The organism is Rhizobium sp. ERR 1071 (assembly GCF_007828675.1).
Classification (GTDB): Bacteria; Pseudomonadota; Alphaproteobacteria; order Rhizobiales; family Rhizobiaceae; genus Rhizobium; species Rhizobium dioscoreae.
This window is the reverse complement of sequence record NZ_VITM01000004.1, coordinates 441,358-456,835: the sequence shown is the minus strand read 5'-3', so window position 1 is coordinate 456,835 and position 15,478 is coordinate 441,358. Positions and strand designations below refer to the sequence as shown.

Below are 15,478 nucleotides of genomic sequence, written 5' to 3'. Positions count from 1 at the left end.
TCCTTCGACATCAAACACAGGCTCACAAGGATTGAACGCCGCACTTGCCGAATTCCGTCGCTTTCATGTCGAAGGTTTTCGAATTTTCTTTTCGAGCCCAAAAGGCATCTATCGGGTAAAATATCAGGCAAAAACAAAGAGCCGGCTCGCCCGGAGGCGGGAGTTTCAACCTTCCCTGCCCGGGGCTTGCCGGCACTTCGCATGATGAAATGCGAAAGTTCAGGCTCGATCAGAGCGTCAATAAGTCGCTCGTCGTCAGATCCTGTTCATTGTTCGCGTAGAAGCTTCCGAAATCCGGCATCTGCGGTTGCTGCGCCTTCATGGCCTGCTCGAACTGGCTCTGCGTCAAGGATCCGGCGCCGGACGTGTCGAGGCTCTTGAACAGCGATGTTGCCTGGTCCTCGCTTACATCGGAAGGACGGGCGGCCACGAATTCGGATTCGCTGACGCTACCGTCGCCGTCCGTGTCCATGGAGGAAAATGCAGTGGAGAGATCGTCCTCGCTCATCTGCCCGCCGCCCGGTGCGGGACGGCCGTGATGGCCTGCCTGCATGGCTTTTGCGAGCTGCGCCTCGGTGAGAGAACCTGTATTGTCGGTGTCGAAGCTCTGGAACAATTGTTGCGCCTGGGTTTCGCTGACGTCCGACGGGCGTGCGGCCACGAATTCCGCTTCGCTGATATTGCCGTCGCCATTGGTGTCCATAGCGCTGATCATGTCGCTTTGGCTGCCATCCTGGCTGCCGGTTGCGGAAGTCTGCTGAGTACTTGACGTCGAACTGGTGGAGTTGCTGTCGGAATCCGATGTCGAACTATCGCTGCCGATGCCGGCTTGCAGATTGAGAATCATGTTCATCAGCTGCGCGACGAGCTGTTCTGCCGAAGCGATCTGAGACTGATCGTCCGAAGACGAAGAGGAACTCGTGCCGGAAGAACTGCCCGACGAATTACCGGAGGAGCTGTCGGACAGCAGGGAGGCGATAGAATCGTCAGCCGTCGACGCTGTCGAGCGCGAGGTCTGGTATTGATAATAATTGCTCGATGAGATCGAGTAGATGCTCGTCATTGGGGCCTCCAGATACGAGCGTTGAGAGGAACTCGGATGGCTTATGCATACGCGACTTGAACACAATCGATATGTGCGGATGGACTTGCGAACGCCGCCGATCAAACGCATCTAGCGCCCCAACTTGACCGATGCATCTTTTCCAGAGCAGGCGTACCCGGGATCACCCCAGCAATATGTATGTCGCCATCATGGCTATATCGGCATCTGCACATTTCGATTTTCACTTCCCAACGCGGGGAAATTGCACAAGGAAACTTGCGCGTGGCTTATAGACGCTTGACGAAAACATCCTGTTGCGATTTCCTTCCTCGATTTTTAGGGAATATATAAATTCCGCCACTCTGTTGCGCATTGCTGGTATATGGGCTCCAGCACTGAGCGGCATTGATGGATAAAGAATATCAAGAAGAGGGGCACAGCTTGAACATCGGTTTCTGTGGAGAGGTGAATGAGGCGAACTAAGGAGGAGGCGGCGGAAACGAGGAGCGAGATTTTGCAGTCTGCAAAGGCTTTGTTCCTCGACAAAGGCTACGAGAATGTCAGCCTAGAAGAGATAGCCGCAGCCGCTGGTGTCACGCGGGGGGCAGTACACTGGCATTTCAAGAACAAGCAGGGGTTGATGTTCGCGATTCGCGACGAGGCCCAGCAGCCGTTTCAGGAATTGGCGGAGCGAATGTCCAAGGAGCTGCCGCCCAATCCACTCGACCTCATTGCCGATACGATAGCTGCGATATTCGACGACGTTCACGGTGATCCGCGCAAGCGCAGCATGTTGAAGGTGATGATGCATCTTGACATGGCATTTTGCGACGGGACGACAAGCCGGGCGAGCTCGTTCCGGCACGACATGCATGAAAATTTCGAACGCATTTTCACCTTGATGGATGAAAAGACGAAGCTTCCGGCTCCGTGGACGCCGGATACGGCTGCTTCCGCTCTGACAGCGGTCATCGGCGGCCTGATCACCGAATGGACGCTCGACCGGGGCAGTTTCGAACTGGTCCCGTGTGGACAGATGTTCATAAGGATGGTGCTAAAGACCTGGTTCCCGCTGGCACAGACGCAGGAACTGGCAATTACCGCGATGTGACGATATCGGAAAAAGCAGACAGCGGTTTTCCCTTCTGAAGTGAAGAGAACCAACGATAACGGCCTTAAGCTTCTGCTGGGCGCTGAATCGATTGCCAAAAGCTGGAAATAAAAAAGGATCCGGAGGGAAAGCCAGATCCTTTGCTTTGATCGGAGGTCAACCGATCGATGGAAGAAGCCTGACGGATTGGAACGTCAGGCTTCTCATACCCGGCGCTAAGCCGGGTAATTCAATATTAGAAGCTACGCTCGAAGCGCAGGATACCAGCCCACTGATCCTGGTTCACGGAATCGAAGTTGGTGTAGGAGACTTCCGGCTCGATGAGCAGGTTCTTGACCGGGTTCCACTTGACGTTCGTGGTAGCGGCAAAGATCTTGGAGTCGGTGTAGGCGAGCTGGAGGTTCCACTTCAGCTTTTCGTTGATCGGAACGCCAACGCCGCCCCAGACAGCCCAGTCACCCCAGCCGCACTTCGATTCATCGTTAACAGGGCAAGCCGAACGATCGAGGTTGGTGCCGGCGTACTTGTTCAGCTTGTCGCCGTCCGTGTTCCAGCCGCCCATCAAGAAGGCCGAGAAGGTACCGAAGTCAGCGTCGACGCGAGCCTTGATGGCGCCTTCTTCGACGATGGAGTCATAACCGCCGACGACCTTGAAGCCCCATGCGCCGGACTTGAAGCCAGCACCGGCAACGACGTCAGGAGCGTAGTGGTTGCCCTTGTCGTCAGACCACCAGCTTGAGCCGTAGGAGGCGCCGGAGCCGCTGGAATTCGAGTCTTCAACCGAGACGACAGCCGTGAAGCCGTTGCCGGCATCGTAGGTGTAGGTCAACTGGTTGAGTTCGTACGGACCGTCATAGATCACGTCGTCGTTGATGACGTCGCCGGCGTAGCCGATGTAGTAGTTATACTGCGAATCGGCCTTACCGACCAGGAAACCGCCGAGGCTGATGTTGGCGAACAGCAGCTTGGTGGAGGTCGAGTTGCCGTCGTTCCAGTCCCAACGGATGACCGTGTTGGTCTTCAGCGGGCCGTACTCGGTGTCGGTCGCGGTATCGACGCTCAGCTCGGCGCGGGTATGCCAGAGCGTACCGTTCTTGCTGTTCGGGTTGTAGGCATCGTACCATTCGCCTTCGGTACGGACGCGGCCGCCGATCTTGAGGCAGGTTTCCGTGCCCGGAATGAAGAAGTAGCCAGCACCGTATGCGTCGCAGATGCGAACGTATTCCAGCGGCTCCGGCTCGGCGGCGACGATCGCGTCTGCTGCGTGGGCACCGGATACTGCCGCCAGAGCGGCAGCGGAGCCGAGAAGAAGGCTCTTGATGTTCATTTTAAACTCCTGGTTGTATTATGCATTTCTATTTTACCGCGAGCGCAAAACTGGAACACTGCCCTGGGGATCGGTTTGGTCTAAACACGACCGGGCAGCCCGGCAAATACGCACCTGATGTTGGCTTGAGTCCCCTCGAACCTTCATGATTACCCCCGCGGCAAAAGGTTTTGAAATGCCTCTACCGATCCGACCGATTGCTCGACCGTAAGACAACTTATGTCCTGTATTGGATTTACAAACAGCCCGTATGTTTGTCAATTATATGAAGGGCGCTGGGGCGTTAGTCTTGGCCTCTGTTGCTTAAATGCAACTGGCGACCGCAGGCCATGGCGGCACCGGCAGAGATCGCAAAGATGTCCCTGTTCACGAGAACGCCTGCCAGTCAGGGCCGTCACCGCATTTAAGGCCACCGCGATGTCGGCGGTCGATGACGACCATGGCTGCCCAATCTGGTTATGATATGGCCATCGGGAATTCCACGGCACAATGACCGGTCGGTTTGAGCAAAGATCAGCAATGAAATTCAATAATTCGCTACACACAGAAATATTGAATTTTCCTAGATTCCGGCGACTCGCGCCATCGGAGAGGGAAAATCGCGAATGAATGAGAACCGGCTGATCTTCATAGCGACCCCCTGCTTCGGCGGCCTCGTTACCAAGGACTACATGCAGTCCATTTTCTCACTGATGCAGACGGGAGCGCAGGCGGGCATACAGCTGACGCTGGCTCTGCTCGGCAATGACGCCCTGATTACCCGCAGCCGAAACACGCTTGTCTCGTCCTTCCTGAACGATACGACGGCGACCCATATGCTCTTCATCGACGCCGACATCAGCTTCGAGCCCGATCAGGTCATGAGGCTTCTGGAAGCCGATAAGGATGTGGTCGCCGCCATGTATCCGATCAAGGATTATGATTGGCAGACGGCGGCCCGTATCAATTCAGCAGACGGCGAAACACTTGCGGCAGCCGCACTTCACTATGTCGGCACGCCACTTGTCGGCCAGGTTGCAGAGCGTGATGGCGATTTCGTCAGCGCCATCTATGCAGGTACGGGCATGCTTTTGATCAAGCGCAACGTTATAGAAAGAATGATCGCGGCCTATCCGGAGCTGCGCTACAACGCAATCCACGCCTATCCCAGCACCAAACGCTCGCCCAGCACCCAATACGCCCTGTTTGAATGCATGGTCGAGGAGGGAACGGGGATCTATCTCAGCGAGGACTTCGCCTTCTGTCACCGCTGGCGCGCCCTCGGCGGCAAGATCTGGCTCGATACCGCGAGTAAGCTGTCCCATACCGGCCCCCATCGCTTCGTCGGCAATACCACACCACGTTACTAAGGCGCGACAAGTCCGCACGATGATCTGCGCGATAAAGTTGCAATTCGACGGGCGCGGCAATGGTCAATCTCCCGGAAAATGCGACCGCCGCTGCGGGGTTGACAGAGGACAAGAGTAAGGCATAGCCTTTTGACATTCACCAGGGGGGTCCCGGCAAGGGGCTGAGATACTGCTGAACAATACGGCTATGCCGGTTGTGGGCGCAGTGACCCGTTGAACCTGATCCAGTTCATACTGGCGTAGGGACGGTGCAAGCGCTCGAGGCTTCGGATTCCCGCCTGGATTCCATGCCGGCGTCTTTTCATCATTCCGGCTGATTGACTGGGTCTCCAACTGCAACTTGGAGCCTCACACCATGAACATTGCCGCAAAAAACCTCACTCCGACCGTCACCACCGGCCCGCTGCCGGCCTCTCGAAAAATCCATATCACCGGGGATATCCATGCCGATATCCGTGTGCCGATGCGCGAAATCAGCGTCCATCCGACATCGGGCGAGCCGCCAGTTATCGTCTACGATTCGTCCGGCCCCTATACTGTCGAAGGTGCAGATATCCGCATCGAAGAGGGCCTGCCGCAGCTGCGCCGCGATTGGGTTCTCGCCCGTGGCGATGTCGAGGCTTATGAAGGCCGCCATGTGCGTCCCGAAGACAACGGCTTCGTCACCGGCGAACGGCTGACACCGGAATTTCCGGCCAAGCGCCAGCCACTGCGCGCCAAGGATGGCAAGGCCGTCACTCAGCTCGCCTATGCGCGTGCCGGCATCATCACCCCGGAAATGGAATTTATCGCCATCCGCGAAAATCTCGGCCGTAAGGCGAAGGCAGAAGCCTTGATCCGCGATGGCGAGAGCTTCGGCGCGCATATTCCCGATCACGTCACGCCTGAATTCGTTCGCCAGGAAGTTGCGAGCGGCCGAGCGATCATTCCGGCCAACATCAATCATCCCGAAAGCGAGCCGATGATCATCGGCCGGAATTTCCTGGTGAAGATCAACGCCAATATCGGCAATTCCGCACTCACCTCCTCCATGGCGGAGGAAGTCGAGAAGATGGTCTGGGCAGCACGCTGGGGTGCCGATACCGTCATGGATCTTTCGACCGGCCGCAACATTCACAATATCCGCGAATGGATCATCCGCAATTCGCCGCTGCCGATCGGCACGGTGCCGCTCTATCAGGCTCTGGAAAAAGTCGGCGGCATCGCGGAGGAACTGACCTGGGAGATCTATCGCGACACGCTGATCGAGCAGGCCGAACAGGGCGTCGACTATTTCACCATCCATGCCGGCGTGCGGCTGCACTACATCCCGCTCACCGTCAACCGCGTCACCGGCATTGTCTCGCGCGGCGGCTCGATCATGGCCAAGTGGTGTCTCCATCACCACAAGGAGAGCTTCCTCTACGAGCATTTCGAGGAAATCTGCGACATCTGCCGCGCCTATGACGTCTCCTTCTCGCTCGGCGACGGCTTGCGGCCCGGTTCGATCGCCGATGCCAACGATGCCGCGCAGTTTGCCGAGCTCGAAACGCTCGGCGAACTGACGAAGATCGCCTGGGCCAAAGATTGCCAGGTGATGATCGAAGGCCCCGGCCATGTGCCGATGCACAAGATCAAGGAGAACATGGATAAGCAGCTCGCCGTCTGCGGCGAGGCACCCTTCTACACGCTCGGACCGCTGACGACGGATATCGCACCGGGATACGATCACATCACCTCGGGCATCGGCGCTGCGATGATCGGCTGGTTTGGCACGGCGATGCTGTGCTACGTCACGCCGAAGGAGCATCTCGGCCTGCCCGACCGCAACGACGTCAAGACCGGCGTCATCACCTACAAGATCGCCGCGCATGCGGCCGACCTCGCCAAGGGTCATCCGGCCGCTCAGGTCCGCGACGACGCATTGTCGCGTGCGAGATTCGAGTTCCGCTGGGAGGACCAGTTCAACCTGTCGCTCGATCCGGATACCGCCCGCAGCTTCCACGACGAAACCTTGCCGAAGGAGGCTCACAAGGTCGCGCATTTCTGCTCGATGTGCGGCCCGAAATTCTGCTCGATGCGGATTTCGCACGACATTCGCGCGGAGGCACAGAAGGAAGGGCTGGAAGCGATGGCGGCGAAATATCGGGAGGGCGGCGATCTCTATATGCCGGTCGAAGCCCCTACCCAGCCGGCCGAGTGACATGCGCATCCTCATCAAAGGGGCCGGCGTTGCCGGCCTCACGGTCGCTCACGAGCTGATCCGGCGCGGAGCAGAGGTCACGATCTCGGATCCAAGCCGGAATTTTCATCGCGCCGCCTCCTGGCTTGCCGGCGGCATGCTGGCGCCATGGTGCGAGCGGGAAAGCGCTGATGAGGCTGTGCTCGAGCGCGGTCGTGATTCCGCCGATCGATGGGACGCGATTCTGCCGGGCAAGGTCGTCCGCAACGGAACGCTCGTCGTCGCGCCGAACCGCGATCAAAACGAGCTGAAGCGATTCGCCAGCCGCACGACAGGCCATCGCTGGGTGGGCGAAGACGAAATCGCCGCTCTTGAGCCTTCGCTTGCCGGCCGGTTCCGCCTGGGCCTGTTCTTTCCGCAGGAGGCGCATCTCGATCCCCGCGAGATCCTGCGATCATTGAAGGACGATCTATCTGCAAAAGGCGTCACCTTTGTCGACGGGCACCTGGATGATGATAGGTTCTCCGACATCGTCGACTGTACAGGGGCTGCCAGCATCGGCAGCATCCGCGATTTGCGCGGCGTGCGCGGCGAAATGCTCTATCTGCAAAGCGACGAGATCTCGCTTTCGCGCCCCGTCCGCCTGCTGCATCCGCGTTTTCCCGTCTATATCGTGCCGCGCGGCAACGGCCTGTTCATGGTCGGCGCGACGATGATCGAGACCGATTTCAAAGGGCCGATCAGCGCCCGTTCGCTGATGGAACTCCTGAATGCAGCCTATGCGCTGCACCCGGCCTTTGCCGAAGCCGCCGTGATCGAAACAGACGCCGGCATCCGACCTGCCTTTCCTGACAATCTTCCCCGCGTAACGCGCGAGGGAGGCACCGTCTTCGTCAACGGCCTTTATCGTCACGGCTTCTTGCTGGCGCCGGCGATGGCCGAGAAAGCCGCCGATCTCGTCTTTTCCGGACACAACGAAAGGAGTCGCCAATGCGCCTGATCATCAACGGCGAAGCGCAGATTGTCGAAGTCACCACGCTCTCGCAGCTTCTCACTGCGCTCGAATATGAGGGGGAATGGCTGGCAACCGCCGTCAACGGCGAGCTCATCCATAGCGACGAGCGCGATGACCATACCCTGACCGACGACGACAGGATCGAAATCCTCACTCCCATGCAAGGAGGTTGACCCGTGCTTGAACTCTATGGAACCCAAATCGCATCGCGCCTTCTTCTCGGCACGGCGCGCTATCCCTCTCCGGTCGTACTGGCGGAAGCCGTCAAACGTTCCCAAACCGAGATCGTCACCGTGTCGCTGCGCAGGGAAACGGCAGGCGGGCGCAACGGCGGTGCATTCTTCGAGATGATTCGCGAACTCGGCGTTCGTGTCCTTCCCAATACCGCCGGCTGCCACGGCGTCTCCGAGGTGGTCCTGACCGCGAAAATGGCACGCGAGGTTTTTCGGACCAACTGGATCAAGCTCGAGGTGATCGGCAACCACGATACATTGCAGCCAGACGTCTTCGCGCTGGTGGAAGCGGCAAAAATCCTCACCGACGAGGGGTTCGAGGTCTTTCCCTATACGACGGACGATCTTGTCGTGGCCGAGCGGCTGCTGGAAGCCGGATGCAAGGTGCTGATGCCCTGGTGCGCGCCAATCGGAACGGCGGCGGGACCGCTCAACCTCTCGGCCCTGCGATCGATGCGGGCACATTTTCCCGAGGTACCGCTGATCGTGGACGCCGGCATCGGTAGGCCGTCGCATGCAGCGACCGTCATGGAACTTGGCTTCGATGCCGTGCTGCTGAATACAGCGGTTGCCGGCGCCGGCGATCCGGCCGCGATGGCGGAAGCCTTCGCCAAGGCCATCGATGCCGGCAGGCAGGCATTTGGCGCCGGGATGCTGGAGCCGCGCGACATGGCCGTGCCATCGACACCCGTCATCGGCAAGGCGGTGTTCTCATGAAGCTTGATCCGTTCTACCTCATTGTCGATAGCGCCGCCTGGATACAGAGGCTGGTGCCGCTCGGCATCAGACTGGTGCAGTTGCGCATCAAGGATCGCCCAACCTCCGACGTTCGCGCGGAAATTCGCCAATCGAAGGCAATCTGTGCCGCGCATGGATGCCAGCTGATCATCAATGATTATTGGCAGCTCGCGACCGAGGAGCGCTGCGATTTCATCCATCTCGGCCAGGAGGATCTCGCTTACGCCGATCTCTCCGCCATACGGAATGCCGGATTGAAGCTGGGGCTTTCGACGCATGATGAGGCGGAATTGGAGACGGCACTTGCTGCCGAACCCGATTATATAGCGCTTGGACCGATCTATCCGACCGTCCTCAAGGCCATGCCCTGGGCGCCCCAGGGCCTTGAGCGGATCGGCGAGTGGAAGGCTCGCATCGGCGATCGGCCGCTTGTCGCAATCGGGGGCCTGACGGTCGAGCGTCTTGCGGGCGTATTTGAGCACGGCGCCGATGTCGCGGCAGTCGTGACAGATATTACTCGCAATCCAGACCCCGAATCGCGGACGCTCGAATGGCTGAACGCGACGCGGCGGCTGCCTCCAAATTGACAAGTTCGCGCCTCAGAGCCCGTGGGAGGGGTTATTTTCAGCCGCTTTGCCCGATGAACGGGCCATTCATTGAATATTCAGCTGAACATAATCATGCTGAAGACGTTAATTAGATGACTCGCGCATTCGCTGAGCACAAAGACTGCTTTGGAGGTGGTCATGATAAAGAAGACGGTTCTTACGGTTTTGCTGGCCGCTACGGTCGTAGGCGGCGCATTGGCGCCCGTCAGCAGCGCACAGGCACAGTATTACGACGGCCATCGCGGCGACTGGCGCGGCCATGATGATTGGCGTCGCCATCACCACCATGGCAATGGCGGCGCGATCGCCGGCGGTGTTGCTGCCGGTCTCCTCGGCGGACTGATCGTCGGCGGCGCCCTTGCCAATAGAGGCCCGGTTTACGAAGTCGCCCCGCCGCCGCCAAGATGCTGGTACGAGGATCGCCGCGTCCAGAACGAGTATGACTATGGCTGGCATTACGAGCGCATTCGCGTTTGTAACTAAGCGGTCAACGATGCATCGTCCTGAATGGGCGCATCGTTTGATGGATGATTTGGATTTGCCGGCGGCCAAGACCGCCGGCAAACTGTTTTAGGCCGGCAAATTACAGTCCGTGCGTCCTCGGATAGGCATTGCGCTCCGGGAATATTCGCCCGACGAGGCTTTCGGGCTTGGGCCGCCAGATTTCGACCAGCAATGGATAGCAGGGCACCGTATCGCTCGAATGTTCGCTGCCGCAGTCACCGCCAGGGCATGCTGAGAGAGCGCCAAGCAGATCGATTTCCGCGAAGAACTCGATGAAGTCGCCCGGCCGCACGGGGCTCGCCTTCATGAAATACTGATGGGTGTCACGCGTAAAGCCCGTACACATGAAGACATTCAGCACGTCGTGAACGTGAAACTCCGCCTCCTGGACAGAGATGTCCATTTCCTTGGCGAGCGCGCGTGACAGGTTCGAATGGCAGCAATGGTGATAGTCGTCGCCCTTCAGCAGCCGGTTCGTATAGGGATCGCAGCGCGTGCCGATGACGTCATGAACGCCTGCCCCGTCCGCGTCCCAGCCATACCAGCCAAGCGTATCATGCGTGATCGTCGCCATGGGGCGCAGATAGGGCAACGTGCTCCACAGGCGATCGCCGAGACCGACATGGGTGGCATGCAACGCTCGCGTCTTGCCGCTGAAGAAACGCTCGGAAAGATCGGCGGCATTCCACAGATTGAGATCGCCGACCTGCGCTCCCTCCACGCTGACGATCCGAAAGAAATGTCCCTTCGGCACGCGAAAACTGCCGCCCTCGCGCGGGGGGACGACGATTTCGGCCATCTTGGTCATGGTTTGCCGCGCCGATCGCAGCGCATCCATGTCAGCGGGCGGTAGCGTGCCGTTCGGATAGACGACGACAGGTGGCTTGCCACGCCGCTCTTCGGCATCGCCGGGCGCGGGCATATCGAAAATACTGTTCATGGCGGCTTTCATTCCTCACCGATCTGACAGGAAGACATTCGTTTTGGCATCACTCTACGAATACAAGGCGCCTGCGCAACAGCGATTATCCTTGCGCTTTGACCAAGTTTTACTTAGCCTTATCCGATGCAACATGTCCCGCTTGCCTCCCTTCGCGCCTTCGAGGCGGCCATTCGCCATGAGAGTTTTGCCAAGGCGGCGGCTGAACTCAATCTCACGGCTGCGGGTGTCAGCCAGCATGTGCGCGCCCTCGAGGAATGGCTTGGCATCAAGCTGTTTACGCGACATGCCCGTGGCGTCACTGCGACCATGGCCGGCCGCAGTTTCGGGGCAGCGGTGGCAAACGGTCTTCGACATATTGATATCGCCGCCCGGCAGCTGCGGCTTGCCGGCAACAATCGGCCGGTCAGCGTGGCCTGCATCGCTTCCGTCGCCACCCGTTGGCTGATACCGCGATTGCAGGCATTCAAGAAGGAATACCCTGAAATTCAGATCAATATCGTCTACGCGCTTGATGCGAGGACGCCGGAGGAGGCAAGCGTCGATCTTCTGATTCGTCACGGACCTAGACCTTCGACGCATGCCATCTCCCTATTGCCCGCCGAAACGCGGCCAACCTGTTCGAGAGAATATGAGCGCCGTCACGGACCGATCAGGACGCCAGCCGATCTCCTTAATGTCGACCTCCTGCACGATGAAACGACGGCCGTCTGGACACGCTGGTTCACCCTTGAAGGCATCCACCAGCCTCCTAAACCCGGACCGATCTTTGCCGATTTCGGCTTGATGATCGGATCCGTCATCGGCGGGCAAGGTGTGGGCCTCTGCCCAACGGCCTTGATTGCAGAAGAATTGGGCAATGGAACGCTGGTTGCCCTGTTCGATACGGCGTTGGATACCGATAAGTCCTATTGGCTGATCGAAGCCGACCATCTTTCCGACGATGCGGAAACGTTTCGCGACTGGCTGATTGCTGCCAGTGCCGCAATCGCTTAGGCACCAAGCTGGACTGCTCGAGCCCGACGCCGACGATCACGACCGCTAGACCCAGTTTTCCACCCGAATGCCAGGCATGCGGATGAATTCCTTCATGTTGTTCGTCACCACGATCAACCCCTCGCTGCGGGCATGGGCTCCGATCTGCATGTCATGCGGGCCGCATGGAGTCCCTGCGCGCTCCAACTCGGCTCGCACTTGTCCGTAATGTGCAGCCGCCTTGTCGCCGAACGACAGAACCTCCAGCCGAGCCACGAAATGCTCGACGGCAGTCAAGTTTTCCGCGCGCCGAGTCGACTTCTCCGCACCATAATACAACTCGCCAAGGGTTATGCTCGATATGCAAAGCTGCTCCGCCAGCGCGTTGAATTTTTCCCTCACGGCAGGCGGATAGGTCTTCATCACATAAATGCAAATATTCGTATCGAGCATGTAGGTCAGCATCAGAAGGACTCGCGTTCTTCCACCGCTGGCTGTTCGCGCTCGTCCAGAAAGTCGTCACTGACACGGGGGCCATGAAGGAAGAGATCATCCCATCGTTTACCTTGCGGCACGATCACGCGGCTGCGACCGATCTTCAGGATATCGACCTGATGTACGTCCTCAGGGAATGCTACGGCCTTGGGCAGACGCACAGCCTGGCTTCGATTGCTGGTGAATACAGTCGAACTCGTCATGTTCGGCTCCTGATTTTGGGATATGCAATTGGGATATACTTAATTCCACAGGCTTGAAAAATCAAGACTCCGCTCCTCTAGGCGCCTATGCGGTTTAAAGCAAACAAGCGCCGGTTGGCGCGAGATATCTGAGCCGACGCACCAATGTCTTCAGAGGCTTTCAGGAGTAATGGTTAGAAACCGCACCGGTTCGAGATCCACGTCGGTATCAATCAGGCCCAGCCGCTTCAGTGTCAGATCGATGGCACGCCGAGCCTGAACCTCCGGAGCCTGATCGAGAACGATCGTCATTAGCCCCTCCTTGAGATAGGTGCGCGTCGCGTCGGACAATTCGTGCCCGACCCAGAAGACCGACTGCTGACGATATCGGCGCAGAACCGTCGCAATCGCGGCATTGTCGCCGCCGGCGCTATAAAGGCCGACAATGTCGGGATATCGGGCGAAGGCACTCGTCAGCAGCTCGATCGTTTTCATTTCATCATCCTCATCGAACATGACTTCGACGAAGCGATGCAATGGGGTCGCGTGATCAAGCAGATAGCTGGAAAAACCACGAATACGTGCCTTGTGGTTCTCGTAAGCACCACTGTGGCAGAGCGCGACGAAAGTGCCTGAGATGCCAGCCTGCATGCGCGCCATGTAGAAAGCAGCGGTGCGACCGGCCGCTTCGTTGTCGATGCCGACGTAAGGCAGCTCCAGCGCTGGCCGCGTCATGATCTGCACGACAGGAATGCCGCCGCTGGCAGCCTTGCGGATGCTGCCGACAACATCGGGATGATCGGGCGCGACGACGATCAAGGCGGAACGCCGCGCCTGCGGATTGGCGATATGACGTGAAAAATCGGCAGGATCGTCTTCCCTGGCGAAAGTGCGCTGGATCTGGATATCCTTATCGAGCAAGGCGGCGATGCGCTCGAAAGCGCGATTGAGCCTTGAGTAGAAATAGGTCTCAGGACGGAGCAGCACGACTTCGATGCGCACCAGACCATGCCTAGTGCCGGCGAGCGGCATACGGTAGCCGAGCCGCTTTGCAGCGATGAATACCTTTTCCGCCGTCTCCGGCAACACATTGCCGCGGCCGTTGAGTGCACGCTCGACGGTGGCTGCTCCCACACCCGCGGCCGCCGCCACATCCTTCAACGTAATCTTGGCCACGCGTCCCTCACTTGCCCCCGATGATCAGATTTGATCATGGATCCGTGGCGGATGAAAGAGGTGAAAATGTCAACCGAAGCGAGCGACGAGAAAATCGATAACGCTGCGCAGCATGGCCGTCGGGCGCCGGTCCGGTGCATAGACAAGGTGCATGGGTGTCGGCTGGTACGACCAGAGGGGCAGAACCGGCTCAAGCCGGCCTGCATCAAGATCGGCTGCCAGAAGCAGTTCCGGCTGCAGCACAATGCCGGCTCCATGCAGAGCGGCAACGCGCAGAGCACCGCCCTGATTGGTGGTGAACCTGCCCTTGATGGCGATCTCGCGCGTTTCCCCATCCGGGCCGACGAGATGCCAGCGCCCCTGTAGACGCCAGTAGGAATGGCCGAGACACATATGATTGGCAAGGTCCTCAGGGCTTTGCGGCCTGCCACGGCGATCCAGATAATCCGGCGATGCTGCGAGAACACGCCGATAGGGTTTTAACGGACGCGCCACGAGATTGGTGTCCGTCAGATCGCCGATATGGATGCCGAGTTCGTAGCCTTCGCCGATCAGATCATGCGGATTATTGTCGAGCGCCAGATCGACGCTGACCTCCAGATTCTCATGCAGATAGTCGACGAGTGCCGGCACGAGGCTTTGCGTCCCGAAACTGACGGGTGCGACGAGCCGCAGGCGCCCGCGCGGCGCCGATTGCAGTTCGGAGGCCGATTGCTCGGCTAGCTCCACCTCCGCCAGCACCGTCTTGCAGCGCTCGTAATAGAGCCTGCCGACCTCGGTCAGCTGATGACGGCGCGTCGTGCGGTGAAGCAGGCGTGCGCCAAGCCGCTGTTCGATCGTCCTGATATGCTTGGCGACCATGGCTGGCGACACCCGGCTTATGTCGGCAGCGGCGGCAAAGCTGCCCTGTTCGACCACTCTGACGAACATCGCCATGCCGGCCAACTTGTCCATGATTGCATACCTATAGGTTCGGAATGAAGCAAATAAGAGCGTATTTATCGCCAGCTGGTTTTGCAAGATAGTCCGCGGTGCCTGACATCAGGCAGAACCTATTCAATGATCTATCAAGGAGTTGCCATGCCAATCCTCCGCTTGGAAATGCATCCCGGCCGCACACAAGACCAGAAGCGCGCTTTCGTTCGCGAAGCGACCAGGGCCGCTGTGGAAACCCTCGCTTGCCCGCCGGAATCGGTGGAAATCATCGTCACGGAGATATCGAAAGAATCCTGGGCCACGGCGGGCAAACTGAAATCGGATAGCTGAACGACCTGATTTCACGATCGAAGCCTGGCGGTCCTTATGCGACCGTCAGGCCACATCCGGCGTGAGGCTCTGCCGCCCCCAGCCTTCGGCCCAATCCATCAGACGTACCATTTCCTGCTTGAGAGCATGAGAACGAATGATGTCGGCGGCGTGGTTCGCGTTGGTGCGCGGATTGTAGAATGCGTCGATCTCTTCGCCGCTTTCCCGCCTTGCCGCCTCCAGGCGGAGCTTTATTTCCTCGACTTCTGCCTTCACCGCAAAGTACCGCTTCATGACCTCGACAAGGTCTCGGTCGCCTGCACTGGTCTCCATGCCTACTCCATCCTACTTATTTTAGCGCCTTGCAATGATCC

Annotated in this window: 18 protein-coding genes and 1 riboswitch; of the genes, 10 read left to right on the top strand and 8 right to left on the bottom strand. The window is 58.7% G+C overall.

The features are described from left to right. Window positions 1-229: 229 nt before the first annotated feature. On the bottom strand, window positions 230-1,063 hold the full coding sequence (locus FBZ99_RS16835) for an EF-hand domain-containing protein (RefSeq protein ID WP_113353652.1): 834 nt from the start codon (window positions 1,061-1,063) through the stop codon (window positions 230-232). 451 nt (window positions 1,064-1,514) lie between these two features. On the opposite strand from FBZ99_RS16835, the gene FBZ99_RS16830 reads away from it, so the two are divergent. Continuing rightward, window positions 1,515-2,156, top strand: a complete 642-nt coding sequence (locus tag FBZ99_RS16830) for a TetR family transcriptional regulator (RefSeq protein WP_113333244.1) — start codon at window positions 1,515-1,517, stop codon at window positions 2,154-2,156. Window positions 2,157-2,391: 235 nt separating this feature from the next. Here the strand turns inward: FBZ99_RS16830 and FBZ99_RS16825 are convergent, their stop codons facing one another. Next, window positions 2,392-3,483 (bottom strand): porin, encoded by a 1,092-nt coding sequence (locus FBZ99_RS16825; RefSeq protein WP_113390404.1) that lies wholly within the window; start codon window positions 3,481-3,483, stop codon window positions 2,392-2,394. Window positions 3,484-4,088: 605 nt separating this feature from the next. Here FBZ99_RS16825 and FBZ99_RS16820 point away from each other — a divergent pair. From FBZ99_RS16820 to FBZ99_RS16790, 7 genes are all read left to right on the top strand, one after another. Continuing rightward, on the top strand, window positions 4,089-4,832 hold the full coding sequence (locus FBZ99_RS16820; protein ID WP_113354430.1) for a hypothetical protein: 744 nt from the start codon (window positions 4,089-4,091) through the stop codon (window positions 4,830-4,832). 131 nt (window positions 4,833-4,963) lie between these two features. Further along, window positions 4,964-5,096, top strand: a riboswitch (TPP riboswitch). A 91-nt stretch (window positions 5,097-5,187) separates the two neighbouring features. Beyond that, on the top strand, window positions 5,188-7,014 hold the full coding sequence (thiC, locus tag FBZ99_RS16815; protein WP_113354429.1) for a phosphomethylpyrimidine synthase ThiC: 1,827 nt from the start codon (window positions 5,188-5,190) through the stop codon (window positions 7,012-7,014). A gap of 1 nt (window position 7,015) precedes the next feature. Next, window positions 7,016-7,993: a glycine oxidase ThiO gene (thiO, locus tag FBZ99_RS16810; protein ID WP_113354428.1), complete on the top strand. Its 978-nt coding sequence runs from the start codon at window positions 7,016-7,018 to the stop codon at window positions 7,991-7,993. Further along, window positions 7,984-8,181 (top strand): sulfur carrier protein ThiS, encoded by a 198-nt coding sequence (thiS, locus tag FBZ99_RS16805; protein ID WP_113354427.1) that lies wholly within the window; start codon window positions 7,984-7,986, stop codon window positions 8,179-8,181. The genes thiO and thiS overlap by 10 nt, the downstream gene beginning before the upstream one ends. A 3-nt stretch (window positions 8,182-8,184) precedes the next feature. Next, the gene (locus tag FBZ99_RS16800) at window positions 8,185-8,958 is read left to right on the top strand and encodes a thiazole synthase (RefSeq protein ID WP_113354426.1); all 774 of its coding nucleotides are present in this window, start codon (window positions 8,185-8,187) and stop codon (window positions 8,956-8,958) included. Further along, window positions 8,955-9,566, top strand: a complete 612-nt coding sequence (locus FBZ99_RS16795) for a thiamine phosphate synthase (RefSeq protein ID WP_113354425.1) — start codon at window positions 8,955-8,957, stop codon at window positions 9,564-9,566. Before FBZ99_RS16800 ends, FBZ99_RS16795 begins: the two co-directional genes overlap by 4 nt. A 159-nt stretch (window positions 9,567-9,725) precedes the next feature. Continuing rightward, window positions 9,726-10,070, top strand: coding sequence for a hypothetical protein (locus tag FBZ99_RS16790; protein ID WP_113231059.1), 345 nt, complete (start codon window positions 9,726-9,728; stop codon window positions 10,068-10,070). Window positions 10,071-10,170: 100 nt separating this feature from the next. Here FBZ99_RS16790 and FBZ99_RS16785 read toward each other — a convergent pair whose 3' ends face one another. Further along, window positions 10,171-11,031 (bottom strand): urea carboxylase-associated family protein, encoded by an 861-nt coding sequence (locus FBZ99_RS16785; RefSeq protein ID WP_113354424.1) that lies wholly within the window; start codon window positions 11,029-11,031, stop codon window positions 10,171-10,173. 126 nt (window positions 11,032-11,157) lie between these two features. Here FBZ99_RS16785 and FBZ99_RS16780 point away from each other — a divergent pair, with 126 nt between their 5' ends. After that, window positions 11,158-12,027 (top strand): LysR substrate-binding domain-containing protein, encoded by an 870-nt coding sequence (locus tag FBZ99_RS16780; RefSeq protein ID WP_113354423.1) that lies wholly within the window; start codon window positions 11,158-11,160, stop codon window positions 12,025-12,027. A gap of 45 nt (window positions 12,028-12,072) precedes the next feature. On the opposite strand, the gene vapC is transcribed toward FBZ99_RS16780, so the two are convergent. From vapC to FBZ99_RS16760, 4 genes are all read right to left on the bottom strand, one after another. After that, window positions 12,073-12,471 carry a type II toxin-antitoxin system tRNA(fMet)-specific endonuclease VapC gene (gene vapC / locus FBZ99_RS16775; RefSeq protein WP_113354422.1) on the bottom strand — a complete coding sequence of 133 codons (399 nt, stop codon included), beginning with the start codon at window positions 12,469-12,471 and terminating at the stop codon, window positions 12,073-12,075. Continuing rightward, the gene (gene vapB, locus FBZ99_RS16770) at window positions 12,471-12,704 is read right to left on the bottom strand and encodes a type II toxin-antitoxin system VapB family antitoxin (protein ID WP_113354421.1); all 234 of its coding nucleotides are present in this window, start codon (window positions 12,702-12,704) and stop codon (window positions 12,471-12,473) included. The genes vapC and vapB overlap by 1 nt, the downstream gene beginning before the upstream one ends. 150 nt (window positions 12,705-12,854) lie before the next feature. After that, window positions 12,855-13,859 (bottom strand): LacI family DNA-binding transcriptional regulator, encoded by a 1,005-nt coding sequence (locus tag FBZ99_RS16765; protein WP_113354420.1) that lies wholly within the window; start codon window positions 13,857-13,859, stop codon window positions 12,855-12,857. Window positions 13,860-13,928: 69 nt separating this feature from the next. Continuing rightward, window positions 13,929-14,813: a LysR family transcriptional regulator gene (locus FBZ99_RS16760; RefSeq protein ID WP_113354419.1), complete on the bottom strand. Its 885-nt coding sequence runs from the start codon at window positions 14,811-14,813 to the stop codon at window positions 13,929-13,931. Between the two features lie 60 nt (window positions 14,814-14,873). On the opposite strand from FBZ99_RS16760, the gene FBZ99_RS16755 reads away from it, so the two are divergent. Next, window positions 14,874-15,125, top strand: a complete 252-nt coding sequence (locus tag FBZ99_RS16755; protein ID WP_113354418.1) for a 4-oxalocrotonate tautomerase — start codon at window positions 14,874-14,876, stop codon at window positions 15,123-15,125. Between the two features lie 45 nt (window positions 15,126-15,170). On the opposite strand, the gene FBZ99_RS16750 is transcribed toward FBZ99_RS16755, so the two are convergent. Continuing rightward, the gene (locus FBZ99_RS16750; RefSeq protein ID WP_145634092.1) at window positions 15,171-15,437 is read right to left on the bottom strand and encodes a hypothetical protein; all 267 of its coding nucleotides are present in this window, start codon (window positions 15,435-15,437) and stop codon (window positions 15,171-15,173) included. Between the last annotated feature and the right edge of the window lie 41 nt (window positions 15,438-15,478).

Bases quoted from the DNA above. Each gene is read 5' to 3' on its own strand.
- FBZ99_RS16825 (WP_113390404.1), bottom strand. From the start codon at position 3,483: ATGAACATCAAGAGCCTTCTTCTCGGCTCCGCTGCCGCTCTGGCGGCA.
- vapB (WP_113354421.1), bottom strand. From the start codon at position 12,704: ATGACGAGTTCGACTGTATTCACCAGCAATCGAAGCCAGGCTGTGCGT.
- FBZ99_RS16790 (WP_113231059.1), top strand. From the start codon at position 9,726: ATGATAAAGAAGACGGTTCTTACGGTTTTGCTGGCCGCTACGGTCGTA.
- thiS (WP_113354427.1), top strand. From the start codon at position 7,984: ATGCGCCTGATCATCAACGGCGAAGCGCAGATTGTCGAAGTCACCACG.
- FBZ99_RS16835 (WP_113353652.1), bottom strand. From the start codon at position 1,063: ATGACGAGCATCTACTCGATCTCATCGAGCAATTATTATCAATACCAG.
- FBZ99_RS16780 (WP_113354423.1), top strand. From the start codon at position 11,158: ATGCAACATGTCCCGCTTGCCTCCCTTCGCGCCTTCGAGGCGGCCATT.
- FBZ99_RS16750 (WP_145634092.1), bottom strand. From the start codon at position 15,437: ATGGAGACCAGTGCAGGCGACCGAGACCTTGTCGAGGTCATGAAGCGG.
- FBZ99_RS16760 (WP_113354419.1), bottom strand. From the start codon at position 14,813: ATGGACAAGTTGGCCGGCATGGCGATGTTCGTCAGAGTGGTCGAACAG.
- vapC (WP_113354422.1), bottom strand. From the start codon at position 12,471: ATGCTGACCTACATGCTCGATACGAATATTTGCATTTATGTGATGAAG.
- FBZ99_RS16820 (WP_113354430.1), top strand. From the start codon at position 4,089: ATGAATGAGAACCGGCTGATCTTCATAGCGACCCCCTGCTTCGGCGGC.
- FBZ99_RS16795 (WP_113354425.1), top strand. From the start codon at position 8,955: ATGAAGCTTGATCCGTTCTACCTCATTGTCGATAGCGCCGCCTGGATA.
- thiO (WP_113354428.1), top strand. From the start codon at position 7,016: ATGCGCATCCTCATCAAAGGGGCCGGCGTTGCCGGCCTCACGGTCGCT.
- FBZ99_RS16830 (WP_113333244.1), top strand. From the start codon at position 1,515: ATGAGGCGAACTAAGGAGGAGGCGGCGGAAACGAGGAGCGAGATTTTG.
- thiC (WP_113354429.1), top strand. From the start codon at position 5,188: ATGAACATTGCCGCAAAAAACCTCACTCCGACCGTCACCACCGGCCCG.
- FBZ99_RS16785 (WP_113354424.1), bottom strand. From the start codon at position 11,031: ATGAACAGTATTTTCGATATGCCCGCGCCCGGCGATGCCGAAGAGCGG.